Source organism: Cytobacillus depressus (assembly GCF_008923245.1).
Classification (GTDB): Bacteria; Bacillota; Bacilli; order Bacillales; family Cytobacillaceae; genus Cytobacillus; species Cytobacillus depressus.
Window position 1 is genome coordinate 48,796 of record NZ_WBOS01000021.1, and the last position, 14,282, is coordinate 63,077.

Here is a 14,282-nt window from a genome sequence, read left to right on the forward strand (position 1 = left end):
TATTTTGTCCAATATATTCATTTCTCTTCTTCTATTCATTTTTTAAAAGCAACCGATTTTGCTTTATTAATTTGAATAGCTCCTGTTTTTGTTTCAGCCGTTAGCCTTAATGACTTCTCTGAATGATTGACTGATTGGAAGCGAAGCACCTTTTGGATGACATCACTTTTATCCTCAATAATCTGGATGCCATCTAAATTCACATGTAAGCTTCCAAGATTTGTTTTTAACTCCCCGTTCACAGTTAACTGATCGGGAAGCTGGATCTCAACCTTGCCTGCGACAGCTTTCGCATGTATGACATGGCAATTTCCTTCATTCATGGCAAAGAAAACATCACCGCTAAACGATTGAAGATCAACTTTATCATAAACTCCATCTACATGTATGGCTCCATTTAATGTCTCCGCTTCGATTTGGTCCATATGGCTTTTTTGAATGGAGATTTTCCCATTGGCCGTCTCCACCTCGGCAAGTTTACTGATCATATTTTGCAGAGAAATTTTCCCATTGGCTGTTTTCGCTTTATAGCTCCTTACATTTAAATGGCTACTATCAATGGAACCATTAAACAAACGAAGTCTCACTTTATTATATTCCGTTTGCGGAATATAAATGATTGATTCCACCTTCATCCATTTTTGCTGTGTAGCAAAGCGCAGTCTTTGTCCGTCAACGGCAAAAGTGACATCATTTAAGAAATTTTTCCGCGCCTCATCCTGTGTTTCAACCCGGTACACTTTGGCCTTACACTCAATCCGAACATCGTTTTGCCCCCACGGCACAACCGCCACCTTCCCATTGGCGATATCGATATCGACTTCTTGGAAGGAAACATCCCCTTGCTGAAAAATATGGCTAATATCCACTGAATGCCCGAAATTAAAATCCAAATCTACATCCTTAATTTTTTTAAATGCCGTATCAACAAAATCCATAATTTTATCTTTTGCTGATTGGAATTTGTAATTGAATGGCTCATCCTTTTTCGCTTCTTCAAATTTGACTGTCGTCGATAACTCTTGGACAAGCTCTGCCTTCTTTTCTTCAGCGGTTTGACTCGACTTCTCAAGCTCTTCTAATAAGAAAAGCGCTTCATCCACAGTCAGCTTGCCATTCTCCACCATTTTCAATATTCGTTTACGTTCGTCTTGCATGCAAACCCCTCCAGTTTTTGTGCATTTTCTTTCTTGTGACCTTTTTTAGGAAAATTGATCATTCGTCAAAATTTGGATGCCCTTTATAATATTCCAAATCACTACAATTAATCCTAGAATAATGGTAAATAGGATACTACTTATAAACAACACTGGCATCTTTTCAGGATTCCCAATTTGTGAAATGGTTGCATAAATAACGACTGGTGTCGGTAATAATGGAATCAAGTGCGACAAAAATGCCTTTTTGGCATGAGCTTTCGTTCTTTTATCCTCCGTGGCAAAAAACAAAACAATAGGGAAAAGAATTCCAGCAAATAAAACACTCAAATAACTGAGTCCAGACAGCACTCTGCTCGTTTCCATCGCCATCAGCTCCTTTTCCATTATTTACGAAAAGGAAATGAGGAAAGTTTCATTTTTGGCAAAATAAAAAACCGTCTTTTTAGACGGCTAACTTACCTATGGGTTTAGTTTTTTGTGGAGGAATTGTGCTGAGAGGGACCTTTATTTAAAGGCAGCGACTAAATCGATTTTGGGAGCTTCCCTTTTTTTCACTTCATCAATCTTATTAACGAACATTTGAAACACTTTTCTTTTTTCATCGAGATCCTTTACGTATTCCTTCAGCTCATTATATTTTTCCTCAAATGGCTTATGATATCTTTCACGGATACTCTCAATAATTTCTTCATTAACGGTCGATTGGATCACCTGCTTCGTAATCCCGTATTTATATGTATAAACCTTTAATTCCTTCATGATTTCACCATACTCTTGATTGATCTGATCAAGAATTTCCGAGATATCCTCTTTCCACTCTTCTAAAGATTTTTCTAAATACTCTTCCAAGTTGACCCTCCTCATCTATTTATCTTTTTACAGTAGAGTTGTCCTTAGTCCGATTATAACGCACTTGCTTTACACAGAAGTTTCTATTGGATTACAATGCATTGTCAATGTTTTCGGGTCTTATGGTGAGAGAGGGTTATAGTGAGCGTTTCGAGATGCAACTTTTAAAAGCCATACCATGAAAGCCTTATGACAAGTGTTTCTATTAGTAACTTTTAAAATGATTACCATAAAACCTCCCTTCAATCAAAAAAGAAGCAGCACCGATAAATGGCACTGCTCCATGAGTAGTTTATACTTTCGTCACACTAGCTTCTTTCTCTTCAATTTGCTTTTTCATCCTTAACCGATCGCGTTCTAAAATAGGCTTTAAGTATTTTCCGGTATAGGATGCTGGAACTTCGGCTACTTGTTCAGGGGTGCCGGTGGCGATGATCGTTCCGCCTTTATCCCCGCCCTCTGGACCGAGATCGATGAGATAGTCTGCTGCTTTAATGACGTCTAAATTATGTTCGATGACTAAAACGGTGTCTCCGTTTTCTACGAGTCGCTGCAGGACAACAAGCAAGCGTGAAATATCATCTACATGCAGCCCCGTTGTTGGCTCATCGAGTATATAAAGGGAACGACCAGTTGAACGGCGATGCAGTTCAGATGCGAGCTTTACACGCTGGGCTTCTCCACCAGAAAGAGTGGTAGCTGGCTGACCGAGCTTGACATAGCCGAGTCCGACATCTTCAATTGTTTGAAGCTTGCGGCTGATTTTTGGAATGTTTTCAAAAAATACGACCGCATCTTCAACCGTCATTTCGAGGACGTCAGAAATGTTTTTCCCTTTGTATTTTACTTCAAGCGTTTCGCGATTATAGCGTTTTCCATGACACACTTCGCATGGAACATATACATCCGGCAAGAAGTGCATTTCTATTTTGATAATTCCATCACCGCGGCATGCTTCACAGCGGCCACCTTTGACGTTAAAGCTAAATCGGCCTTTTTTATAGCCGCGTACCTTCGCTTCATTTGTCGTTGCGAAGACATCGCGAATATCGTCAAACACTCCCGTATATGTTGCTGGGTTCGAACGTGGTGTTCTTCCTATTGGTGATTGATCAATATCGATGACTTTATCTAAATGCTCAATTCCCTTTATTTCCTTGTGCTCGCCAGGCCTTGTTTTCGCTCTATTAAGCTTTTGTGCTAATGTTTTATGAAGAATTTCATTGATTAATGTACTTTTTCCGGAGCCGGAAACACCTGTGACAGAAATAAACGTGCCTAGCGGAATTTTTACACTGACATTTTTCAGGTTATTTTCCTTTGCTCCTTTTATTTCAATAAAGCGGCCATCATTTTTACGGCGTTCGACCGGAAGCGGAATAAATTTTTTCCCGGAAAGATATTGACCTGTCAATGAGTTTGGATCATTCATAACTTCTTCCGGCGTTCCAGCAGAAATAATCGTCCCGCCGTGAACACCAGCGCCTGGACCGATATCAATTAAATAATCAGCCGCCATCATCGTATCCTCGTCATGTTCAACAACGATGAGCGTATTTCCGATATCGCGCATATTTTTCATCGTATCAATGAGGCGGTCATTATCACGCTGGTGAAGCCCGATCGAAGGCTCATCCAAAATGTAGAGCACTCCAGTTAATCGTGAACCAATTTGCGTGGCAAGCCGGATTCGCTGGGCTTCTCCACCAGACAATGTTCCCGCAGCTCGGCTTAATGTTAAATAATCAAGCCCTACGTTGACTAAAAAGCCTAGACGCTCTTTAATTTCACGGAAAATCAGATTAGCAATCTTCATTTCTTTTTCAGATAGGTTTAGTTGATCAAAGAATGTAAAGGCCTCTTCTACAGACAGCTCCGTTACCTTGCCAATATGCTGGCCAGAAATGAGAACGGCAAGCGTTTCTTTTTTCAAACGGTAGCCTTTACATGCTGGACAGGGCTGCTGGCCCATATACTTTTCCATCTGCTCACGAATATAATCTGAGCTCGTTTCCTTATAGCGGCGCTCCACATTGCGGATCACACCTTCAAATTCTATAAGCCCTTCTCTCACTTGACCAAAATCATTTTCATAGTGGAAAAAGATTTTTTCTCCATTAGAGCCGTATAAAACTTTCTCAAGCAGATGGTCTGGAATATCCTTCACTGGAATATCCATGTCAATGCCATAATGTGTGCAAACAGCCTCAAGCAGTTGCGGGTAGTATTGTGAGCTTGTTGGCTCCCAAGGCGCAATTGCATGCTGGCGTAATGATAATTCCCGATTCGGAATGACTAAATCGACATCCACCTCAAGCTTTGATCCAAGTCCGTCACATTCTGAACAAGCGCCAAACGGGCTGTTAAAAGAAAACATTCGTGGCTCAAGCTCTTCGATGGAAAAACCGCAAAGGGGACAAGCGTGATTTTCGCTGAAAAGATGTTCCTCTTCACCGATAACATCGATAAGAACATTTCCGTTTCCTAGCTTCAGAGCTGTTTCAATAGAGTCAGCTAGACGAGCAGAAACACCATCTTTAACAACAATCCGGTCGATAACAACTTCAATAGAATGTTTCTTATTCTTTTCAAGCTCAATTTCCTCACTTAGGTCAAGCATCTCCCCATCCACCCGGACACGAACATACCCTTCCTTTTTAACTTCATCTAAGATTTTCACATGGGTGCCTTTTCTTCCCGAAACAATGGGAGCAAGCACTTGTAGCTTTGTCCGCTCAGGGTATTCAAGAATGCGGTCCACCATCTGTTCAATCGTTTGTGATGAGATTTCAATCCCATGATTCGGACAAGTGGGGCGACCGACTCTCGCATATAATAATCTTAAATAGTCATATATTTCGGTCACAGTTCCAACGGTTGAGCGCGGGTTGCGGCTCGTCGTTTTTTGGTCAATCGAAATCGCCGGTGATAAGCCTTCTATCGCGTCGACGTCAGGTTTGTCCATTTGTCCAAGAAATTGCCGTGCATAGGCAGACAACGATTCTACATATCTGCGTTGCCCTTCCGCATAGATCGTGTCAAAAGCGAGCGAGGACTTTCCAGATCCAGAAAGCCCTGTCAGCACAACTAATTTATCTCTCGGAATGGTGACATCAATATTTTTCAGATTATGTGCTCTGGCGCCTTTTACAATGATATTTTCCATCGCCATTTTTACGTCATCCTTCCGCTTTCAGCTCTAAAATTAAATCACGAAGCTCAGCCGCACGTTCGAAATTGAGTGCTTTCGCCTCTATCTTCATTTCCTTTTCCATATTTTCAATCAATTTTTCTCTTTCTTTCTTGTTCAGCTTGCTAAATTGTGAGGATACTTTATATTCTTCCTGGTCCTCCGCAGCAATCGTCGCACGAATAACATCACGGATTTCCTTTTGAATCGTTTTCGGGGTAATGCCATGTTTTCGGTTATATTCTTCTTGAATAGAACGGCGTCGTTTCGTTTCACTAATCGCTAGCTCCATTGAATTTGTCATTTTATCCGCATACATGATGACATAGCCGTTTGCATTTCTCGCTGCCCGACCGATTGTTTGAATAAGTGAACGTTCCGAACGAAGGAAGCCTTCTTTATCAGCATCAAGAATCGCCACTAATGATACTTCTGGAATATCAAGCCCTTCTCTTAAAAGGTTGATTCCTACTAACACATCATACGTGCCAAGGCGCAGCTCACGGAGTATTTCAATTCTTTCTAACGTTTTCACTTCGGAATGCAAATATTGAACTTTGATGCCAATTTCCTTTAAATAATCGGTTAAGTCTTCAGACATTTTTTTCGTCAAGGTTGTTATAAGAACGCGCTCATTCCGCTTAATTCGGTCATGAATTTCTCCAATTAAATCATCAATTTGTCCTTCAATTGGGCGCACATCGATGATTGGATCAAGCAGACCAGTCGGTCGGATAATTTGCTGAATCATCTTCGGTGTATGTTCAATCTCGTACGGTCCCGGCGTAGCGGATACATAGACAATCTGATTAATATGCTTTTCGAATTCATTGAACATCAGTGGCCGATTGTCTAATGCTGAAGGCAGCCGGAAGCCGTGATCGACAAGCACTGATTTTCTCGCCTGGTCCCCATTGTACATCCCGCGAATTTGCGGCAAGGTGACATGGGACTCATCAATGACAATAAGTAAATCTTCAGGGAAAAAGTCCATTAATGTGTATGGTGTTGAGCAAGGTGGTCTTAAAGTTAAATGTCTAGAATAGTTTTCAATCCCTGAGCAAAAGCCCATTTCTTTCATCATTTCGAGATCATACCGCGTCCGCTGCTCAAGACGCTGAGCTTCCAGAAGCTTATCATTCTCTCGCAATTCCTTCAGCTGAGCATCCAGTTCTTCCTCGATACTTTGGATGGCGACACGCATTTTTTCTTCGCGAGTAACGAAGTGGGACCGTGGAAAAATCGCAACATGCTCGCGATCCCCGATAATTTCGCCTGTCAGTGAATCTACTTCGCGAATGCGATCAATTTCATCTCCGAAAAACTCCACACGAATACAGCGCTCATCCTTTGACGCTGGGATAATTTCCACTACATCTCCGCGCACACGGAAAGTCCCGCGCTGGAATGCAATATCATTTCTTTCATACTGAATATCAACAAGCCGATGAAGGAGCTGATTTCTTTCAATTTCCATGCCTGTTCTTAGGGATAACACAAGCTCCCTATATTCTTCAGGAGAACCTAAACCATAAATACAGGACACACTGGCAATAACAATGACATCTTTTCGCTCAAATAATGAAGAAGTTGCCGAGTGACGCAGCTTATCAATCTCATCATTAATGCTTGCATCTTTTTCAATAAAGGTATCAGTTTGTGGCACATAGGCTTCCGGCTGAAAGTAATCGTAATAGCTGACGAAATATTCAACTGCATTATCAGGAAAAAAATCTTTAAACTCGCTATATAGCTGACCAGCCAATGTTTTATTATGCGCAATAATAAGAGTTGGTTTGTTGACCTGCTGAATGACATTTGAAACCGTAAAAGTCTTTCCTGTTCCAGTCGCACCTAGTAATGTTTGATGCTTCTTACCGGAATTAAGCCCCTCTACTAGCTGCTTAATGGCTTCTGGCTGATCTCCTTGGGGAGTATATTTTGAGACTAGTTTAAATTGGTCCTTCATAAAAACCTCCCGTTTCCTTCTATATGAAATGAAACTTTAATCAGAGAGTGTTTTCCCCTCAACTTCTTGAAGTGGGAGTCTTACACCCGTTAATCTGCGATAAAATTAATTAGCAAAATTTATTTTCAAAGTATGTAATGTCATAATTTAACTTAAAACCTCTATAAACATTCTACCACAAAGATGTAAAAACAAACCACTAATATGCGAACGGATATTCGATTATTTTCAAAATATAGGGAAGGTAAAAAATGGGGAGGGATTTCCGCGATAAATTTATTAATCAAAGGCTTGATTAGAAGTTTGGTACGCATACAAAAACCTGCCCAAAAATGGCAGGCTATTATCTTTCTATTTTAGTCCTTAATTTTTCCATTTTCCTGCTCAGCATAGAAAATATCAATAGCATGAACAACATTAATTCGGGCAATGCGGGCAGCTTCTTCTTTATTTTTCTCCTCAAGGGCTTTCAATATGGCTTCATGCTCCTCAATTGACTTCGGAGTTAGAATGATTGAGTTGTGAAAATAAAGCCTGCGCACATGTGACTGGAGTGTGGAAACGGTGCTAGAAATATACGAATTATCAATTACGTCTACAATGCTTTGGTGAAATTCCTCATCAAGCTTTAAAGCCATGTAGGATTCTCCCGTTTTTACGGCCTCAGCAAATTGATTATTAAGTTCACGAAGAGATTCAATCTGTTCCTTACTAATAATCGGTGTCGCTAATTCAGTGGCTAAAGCTTGCAGTACGCCTAATGGCGGCAAGATTTTGCTAATATCCTCTTGATTTACTGATGTAACTTGAGTTCCCACCCCTGGATACATTTCAACAAACCCTTGAAAACTTAGCAGCTGCAAAGCCTCTCTAATGGGAGTTCGGCTTACGCCTAAGCTTCTCGCAAGTTCTGCATCATTCAACCTTTCTTTAGGATGCAAAGTCCCGTCAATAATCCATTCAAGAATTTGAGAAAAGGCACGCTTTTTTGCGGACATCCGAATAGGAGTGGAAAAATTAGCAGGGATCGGCATATCAGTACCCCCTTCATCATTATCAAATGCGCCTTGGCGTATTTGCGCCCAGATTTTATCGAGCTACGCTCGATAAATTTCCTTTTAAAATCTGAGGCATCCGCCGAAGGCTTTAACTTTATTCAGCCAAGGTAGACCCCAAATGAATTGAATACTAAATAGCATCAATTCCACCACTTATAGAAGTAGGGGATTTCAGCTGAATGAAGTTAAATAATTCATCCTGCACATGTAAAACGCTTACATTTCTCAGATAATGATTTTATTATATTAGACAAATATCAAGAATACAATATATTACATTTAAAATAAAACTTTATACCCTATCAATCATTAATTAATTTTTTTAATATAACTTTATTTTCAGAAATATATTGCATACATATAACCCATATGATATATTTTTCTTAACAACATTAATAGTTTTTGTATTTCGCATGGAAATCAGAAGAATATTTGAATAATTATATTTCCTTTAAGAACAAAAATACAATGTTTGGATTTATGAAATTGAAAATAATAAAAACACTATAATAATTTACTGTTCTGTTTTGGGTTCCATAGATTAATAGATAAACAATCCCCCTATCAGGAATGCAGTTCATTATTTTCAGGGAAAACAGGAGGATAATTATGCCATCAAAAGGGTCATTTTCATTTATGATTGCTGCCGGTTTTATGCTATTCGCTTTATTCTTTGGGGCAGGGAATTTAATTTTCCCAGTTATGCTTGGGCAGATGGCTGGTGAAAACGTATGGGCAGCGAATGCCGGATTTGTTGTAACTGGAGTAGGATTGCCATTACTAGGAATTTTAGCTTTAGGCTTTTCAGGAAAAAGTGATTTGCAATCATTAGCAAGCCGTGTGAATCCAGTTTACGGAGTTTTCTTCACAGTTGCTTTATATTTAGCAATTGGTCCATTATTTGCTATACCAAGAACAGGTACTGTTTCATACGAAATTGGAATTAAACCATTTATAGGTGAAACGAACAGTGTCATGCCATTAATCATTTTCTCCATTATCTTTTTTGGAGTTACCTTATTCTTTTCATTAAAATCTTCAAAGCTTGTCGATGTTGTTGGAAAAGTGTTAACGCCATTATTATTACTTTTTATTGCCATTCTTATTGTAACAGTATTTATTAACCCAATCGGGCAAATTCAAGCCCCTACTGAAACATATATGGAAAATGCCTTTTTCAAAGGATTCCAAGAGGGCTACTTGACAATGGATGCGCTTGCCGCGTTTGTTTTCGGAATCATCATCGTTAATACAATGAAGGATAGAGGCGCACAAACGAAGAAACAAATTATGACTTCTAGCATGAAGGTTGCTTTCATTGCAGCTGCCCTATTGGCAATCATTTATACATCCCTTGCCTATATGGGTGCAACAAGTGTTGAAGGAATTGGGACTTTAGAAAACGGCGGGGCGATTTTAGCTGCGGTTTCTACTCATTACTTTGGTTCATTTGGAAAAGTATTATTAGCCCTTATTGTTATTGCGGCATGTTTAACAACAAGTATTGGTCTTATTACAGCATGTGCTTCTTATTTTAATAAACTCGTACCAAGTATTTCTTATACAAAGTGGGCTGTGATCTTCTCGATTTTTAGCGCGGTGATTGCAAACTTTGGATTATCCACTTTAATTTCAATTTCGGTACCGGTATTAGTAGCACTTTATCCTTTAGCTATTTGTTTAATGGCTTTGACGTTTTTACACCCGCTTTTCAAGGGAAACACAGCTGTTTATCAAGGCAGCATCTTAATGACCTTTATCGTCAGCCTATTTGACGGATTAAACGCAGCGGGCATTGAAATTAAAGCGATCGATGATTTATTTACTGCGATCCTCCCTGGATATTCAGTAGGAATTGGCTGGATCATCCCTGCTATCATCGGTGGAATAATCGGATTTGCAGTACGCTTTGGGAAAAAGGAAAGCTACCACGCGACAGCCGTTGAAAGGAAAGTAAGTTAACCTAGCTAAAATAAAAAGGCGATTCTTCTATCTACATGAAGAATCGCCTTTTTTGCATGATTTAAGGATTACTTTTTGTTTGAGGCTTCATCCGATTCGCATACCAGAAGCCAGCAGTCAGTGAAAACGCATCGACAACGATGAGCCAAATGGAATCTGTGTACCCTTTATAAACAGAAGCTGCAATTAATGCTACCGTCAATACAAGTCCAATTACCCGATTATACGCCACTCTCGTAAACAGCACCACTAGGAGACCAGGCAGTAGCAGAGCTGATAGGTATTTCAATAACAATGATTACACCTTCTTTTTCATATGAAATAGAAAAACCAACGACACCATTCTTTTCTATAAGATAACATAGAATACCCCGTCACGATAGGGTTTACAAGATTATTCCTCCTTGTAGCATAGGATAAACCGAATATATCCGTACACACTATTGGTATATTCGCATATTAAGGAGGCAGAAAACATGGCGAGAAGAAAGCGCCGCCTACTCGTACCTGATTCAAGAGGGGCTTTAGATCAGTTCAAGAATAAAGTTATGGCCAATGAAGGATATCAAGTTGACTCAGAGAATCCTGACCATGTGAAGTTTGAAGTAGCTGATGAGGTTGGTGTGCCTCTAAATAGGGGCTATAATGGACGTTTAACTTCAAGGGAAGCAGGGAAAGTTGGCGGAAAAATTGGCGGGAGCATGGTGAAGGAGCTTGTCCGCATGGCACAGGAACAAATGAAGAAATAAACTATAGAGCTGGAACTGACAGCTGGCAAAATGGTGTCTAACAACCCCCTCAGTTACTCACTTTGAAAATAGCTAAAGAATTTATTAATAGGGTAAGGATTCATCTAATTAAGAAGGGTAACTTCTTTGAATGAGAAGTTACCCTTTCTCCAGCTGAATTTCAATAAGTGTCAATTCCTTCTGCTTTAACGCTTCATCAAGCATGCTTTCGAATTCCTGTAAATCGGCAGGCCGTACTCCTTTTATGCCAAAGCTTTTTGCAAGCTGGACAAAATCAGGATTTCCAAAAGAGGTTCCGTACGTATTGCCGAATTGCTTCATCATCATTTGTTCTTCGAGCTTTAGCTTTGAGTCATTGAGGATAATGATCACGAATGATAGTCCTAATCTTGCTGCTGTCTCTATTTCGGCAAAATTCATGAGGGCTCCGCCGTCGCCCGTTATACAAATAACCGGGTCCTCCGAGCGTGCTAGTTTTGCGCCGATTGAGCCAGGGATCGCAATTCCCATCGTTGCCAATCCATTCGACATAATTAATTTATTGGGACCCTTTGGCTGAAAGGTTCTTGCAATCGACACCTTATGAGCGCCTACATCCGAAACGACAATCGTCTTTTCACAGGAGCGCTTTTCAATCGATTGTAAAATGGATGTCATAGACAGTGTAGAAGTTTTCACGTCATTCAAAAAGTATGCCTGCCTTATTTTTTCCCGTAAATTCCCGGAAGGTTCCCACGACTTGGGCATGACTTCAACGTCGTTAATTGCTTGAAACATCTCCTTCAAATTTCCAGCGAGCTCAGCCTGTACAGGATAATACTCATCGGATTCTGCGGGAACCGTATGAATATGAATAACCGGCACCTTCTTCTTATTCCATTCCTTCGGTAGCTGCTCCACAAAATCAAATCCAACTATGATGAGCAAATCCGCCTCCTTCAATCCTGGAAGCACTTTATCCTGTTCCTTAAAGCCAAAAGTGAAATAGTTTTGCGAGTGGTCTTTAGGCAGAATTCCTTTCGCCTTGATGCTATGCGTGACAGGTGCCTGAAGACGATCGATAAATGCTTTCACCCCATTCACCGCGTCCTCCCTTACCACACCATTTCCAATAACGATAAAAGGTTTTTGACTATTGTTAATCAGATTGATGGCTGCTTGAATTTCCTCATTCGTTGGGACGCATTTCGGAAGCGGTCTCGCATTCATGGCATTATTCAGTATCAGTTGCGCTGCTAAATTTTCCGGCAATTCAACCATGACAGCTCCCGGCTTTTCCATCTGGGCTATTCGAAAAGCTTTGTTTATCACTTCGGCGATTGTTTGCGAATCCTTGATTTGCACACTCCACTTCGTTGCAGGCGCATATATTTTTACTAGATCCAAATATTGATGGGACTCCTTATGCTGTCTGTCCAATCCGGCCTGTCCGATCAACGCCACAACGGGTGAAAAGTCGAGCGTGGCACTCGCGATTCCCGTTAATAAATTTGTCGCCCCCGGTCCTAAAGTGGACATACACACACCAGCTTTATGGGACAGCCTTCCATACACATCAGCCATAAAAGCTGCTCCCTGCTCATGCCTTGTATTCACAAATTGAATTTGCTTTGATTTCGACAGAGAATCGACTAGATCCAGCGTCTCCTTTCCCATAATGCCAAAAATATATTCCACACCTTCATTTTCCAAACATCGAACGAGCACATCGGTCGCTTTCATATGATCCTCCAAACTTGATTTTTTCAAAGCACATCCATCATAGTTTGGCCAATTGTTTTAGTATCATTAAAAAGAAGCAAAAAAATAAGAACCGCATAAGCTAGTTCCCAAACTGCATTCTTAATTATGAGATTGTGTACTTTTCCTTACTAATTGCGGAAAGTAGATAGAAACTTACATACTCATTTTTGTCTTCTTTATCGTTAAATTACAAAAACATCACAAATCATAATCATTACGTTTTATATTGACGGAACATTTAAAACATAGTATATTCATTAAAGTGTAAATAGTAATCATTACGATTTAGATTTATTATTAAAAAGGAAAAGGAGATATATTATTTATGAAAAAGAAACTTATCCAATCAATACTTGTGTTTTTCTTATTAGGTATAGTCCTTACAGGCTGTCAAGAAAAAGTAGATACACCCGTCGAAAATGCTTCCTCAGATACTGTACCTACTTCCTCTGATTCTAATTCTGAATCTACAGAAGGTACTAATCATAGTCATAACCATAATCACGGTGATGAAAAGCAGAAAGAAATATATTCAGGGATATTTGAAGATGACGAAGTTGAAGATAGGGAATTATCAGATTGGGAAGGAGATTGGCAATCAGTCTATCCATACTTATTAGATGGAACTTTAGATGAGGTCTTACAGAAAAAAGTAGAAACAAACAAAGATAAAACCTTTGAAGAGTATAAAGAATATTATAAGGTGGGGTATGAAACAGACATTGAACGAATCGTTATAAAAGATGATACGATGACATTTTACAAAAATGGAGAAGGAAAAACAGGAGAATATAAGTATCATGGATACGAAATTTTGACTTATGAATCCGGAAATAGAGGCGTACGTTATTTATTTGACTTAGTTGGAGAAGTAGATGGTGTACCAAAACATGTTCAATTCAGTGATCATAGTATTTATCCAACAAAAGCAGAACATTATCATATTTATTTTGGAGATGAAGATCATGACACTCTTTTAAATGAATTAAACAATTGGCCAACTTATTATTTTTCTAATCTAAGTGGAGAAGATATTGTAAAAGAAATGAATGCACATTAATTTTTCCATAATCCCCCTCTTTTAGTTCGCTAGTAAAATATATAACTTTAGAAACGTCATTTTAAAGAAGTTTGATTAAAATGGCGTTTTTTATTATAAAATTTGATCAATTTTTATCTCGAACTCAACTTAAAATAGGTATTTTTTCAATTCCCCTTGGGATTCTTCCTCCATTAATTGCGCTTAAAATATGCCTTAAATTGAACTTGGGCGCAATATCCTTGTTCCAGGATTACGCCCGATGGTTTACACTTCTTCAGGAGTCTTACACAAATATAAAAAGAGGCTAATCAAAAAAGTCTTTGAATAACGACTCTTTAAAATAGCCTCACAGAATTACGCTCTTTAGTAGAACAAACTATTATTACTAATTTTTGAGTTCTTTTCTTCTCATACCAAAGTTATTTACTGTTAAGATATCTTATTATTTAACAGCTTCTTTTAATTCCTTGCCTGGCTTAAAAGCAGGAACCTTAGAAGCAGCAATATCTATTTCTTCACCGGTTTGTGGATTACGACCTTTTCTAGCTGAACGTTCGCGT

12 protein-coding genes are annotated in these 14,282 nt (G+C 39.3%); 3 read left to right on the forward strand and 9 right to left on the reverse strand.

Going from position 1 to position 14,282, the window contains the following annotated elements:
* Window positions 1-35: 35 nt before the first annotated feature.
* The 6 genes from F7731_RS23365 to F7731_RS23390 form a co-directional block, all read right to left on the reverse strand.
* Window positions 36-1,157: a DUF4097 family beta strand repeat-containing protein gene (locus F7731_RS23365; RefSeq protein ID WP_151537202.1), complete on the reverse strand. Its 1,122-nt coding sequence runs from the start codon at window positions 1,155-1,157 to the stop codon at window positions 36-38.
* A 45-nt stretch (window positions 1,158-1,202) separates the two neighbouring features.
* Window positions 1,203-1,523, reverse strand: coding sequence for a magnetosome magnetite crystal formation protein family (locus F7731_RS23370; protein ID WP_151537203.1), 321 nt, complete (start codon window positions 1,521-1,523; stop codon window positions 1,203-1,205).
* Between the two features lie 141 nt (window positions 1,524-1,664).
* Entirely contained in the window at window positions 1,665-2,009 is a 345-nt protein-coding gene (locus F7731_RS23375) for a hypothetical protein (RefSeq protein ID WP_151537204.1), read from the reverse strand.
* A gap of 292 nt (window positions 2,010-2,301) precedes the next feature.
* The gene (gene uvrA / locus F7731_RS23380; protein ID WP_151537205.1) at window positions 2,302-5,181 is read right to left on the reverse strand and encodes an excinuclease ABC subunit UvrA; all 2,880 of its coding nucleotides are present in this window, start codon (window positions 5,179-5,181) and stop codon (window positions 2,302-2,304) included.
* A 7-nt stretch (window positions 5,182-5,188) separates the two neighbouring features.
* On the reverse strand, window positions 5,189-7,168 hold the full coding sequence (uvrB, locus tag F7731_RS23385) for an excinuclease ABC subunit UvrB (RefSeq protein WP_151537206.1): 1,980 nt from the start codon (window positions 7,166-7,168) through the stop codon (window positions 5,189-5,191).
* 356 nt (window positions 7,169-7,524) lie between these two features.
* Window positions 7,525-8,202: a GntR family transcriptional regulator gene (locus F7731_RS23390; protein WP_151537207.1), complete on the reverse strand. Its 678-nt coding sequence runs from the start codon at window positions 8,200-8,202 to the stop codon at window positions 7,525-7,527.
* Window positions 8,203-8,835: 633 nt separating this feature from the next.
* Here F7731_RS23390 and brnQ point away from each other — a divergent pair.
* Window positions 8,836-10,188, forward strand: a complete 1,353-nt coding sequence (gene brnQ / locus F7731_RS23395) for a branched-chain amino acid transport system II carrier protein (RefSeq protein WP_151537208.1) — start codon at window positions 8,836-8,838, stop codon at window positions 10,186-10,188.
* 61 nt (window positions 10,189-10,249) lie between these two features.
* On the opposite strand, the gene F7731_RS23400 is transcribed toward brnQ, so the two are convergent.
* Window positions 10,250-10,483 (reverse strand): CsbA family protein, encoded by a 234-nt coding sequence (locus F7731_RS23400; protein WP_151537209.1) that lies wholly within the window; start codon window positions 10,481-10,483, stop codon window positions 10,250-10,252.
* A gap of 181 nt (window positions 10,484-10,664) precedes the next feature.
* Here F7731_RS23400 and F7731_RS23405 point away from each other — a divergent pair, with 181 nt between their 5' ends.
* The gene (locus F7731_RS23405) at window positions 10,665-10,937 is read left to right on the forward strand and encodes an alpha/beta-type small acid-soluble spore protein (protein ID WP_151537210.1); all 273 of its coding nucleotides are present in this window, start codon (window positions 10,665-10,667) and stop codon (window positions 10,935-10,937) included.
* 138 nt (window positions 10,938-11,075) lie between these two features.
* Here the strand turns inward: F7731_RS23405 and F7731_RS23410 are convergent, their stop codons facing one another.
* Window positions 11,076-12,659 (reverse strand): acetolactate synthase large subunit, encoded by a 1,584-nt coding sequence (locus tag F7731_RS23410; protein ID WP_151537211.1) that lies wholly within the window; start codon window positions 12,657-12,659, stop codon window positions 11,076-11,078.
* A 346-nt stretch (window positions 12,660-13,005) separates the two neighbouring features.
* Here F7731_RS23410 and F7731_RS23415 point away from each other — a divergent pair, with 346 nt between their 5' ends.
* Window positions 13,006-13,740: a metal-binding protein ZinT gene (locus tag F7731_RS23415; protein WP_151537212.1), complete on the forward strand. Its 735-nt coding sequence runs from the start codon at window positions 13,006-13,008 to the stop codon at window positions 13,738-13,740.
* Window positions 13,741-14,164: 424 nt separating this feature from the next.
* Here F7731_RS23415 and F7731_RS23420 read toward each other — a convergent pair.
* On the reverse strand, window positions 14,165-14,282 hold a 118-nt coding region (locus F7731_RS23420), incomplete at its 5' end, for an HU family DNA-binding protein (RefSeq protein ID WP_212031237.1).

What these genes read in the sequence shown, in the direction of transcription:
- F7731_RS23365 (WP_151537202.1), bottom strand. Translation starts at nt 1,157, where the DNA reads ATGCAAGACGAACGTAAACGAATATTGAAAATGGTGGAGAATGGCAAG.
- F7731_RS23370 (WP_151537203.1), bottom strand. Translation starts at nt 1,523, where the DNA reads ATGGAAACGAGCAGAGTGCTGTCTGGACTCAGTTATTTGAGTGTTTTA.
- uvrA (WP_151537205.1), bottom strand. Translation starts at nt 5,181, where the DNA reads ATGGCGATGGAAAATATCATTGTAAAAGGCGCCAGAGCACATAATCTG.
- uvrB (WP_151537206.1), bottom strand. Translation starts at nt 7,168, where the DNA reads ATGAAGGACCAATTTAAACTAGTCTCAAAATATACTCCCCAAGGAGAT.
- F7731_RS23390 (WP_151537207.1), bottom strand. Translation starts at nt 8,202, where the DNA reads ATGCCGATCCCTGCTAATTTTTCCACTCCTATTCGGATGTCCGCAAAA.
- brnQ (WP_151537208.1), top strand. Translation starts at nt 8,836, where the DNA reads ATGCCATCAAAAGGGTCATTTTCATTTATGATTGCTGCCGGTTTTATG.
- F7731_RS23405 (WP_151537210.1), top strand. Translation starts at nt 10,665, where the DNA reads ATGGCGAGAAGAAAGCGCCGCCTACTCGTACCTGATTCAAGAGGGGCT.
- F7731_RS23410 (WP_151537211.1), bottom strand. Translation starts at nt 12,659, where the DNA reads ATGAAAGCGACCGATGTGCTCGTTCGATGTTTGGAAAATGAAGGTGTG.
- F7731_RS23415 (WP_151537212.1), top strand. Translation starts at nt 13,006, where the DNA reads ATGAAAAAGAAACTTATCCAATCAATACTTGTGTTTTTCTTATTAGGT.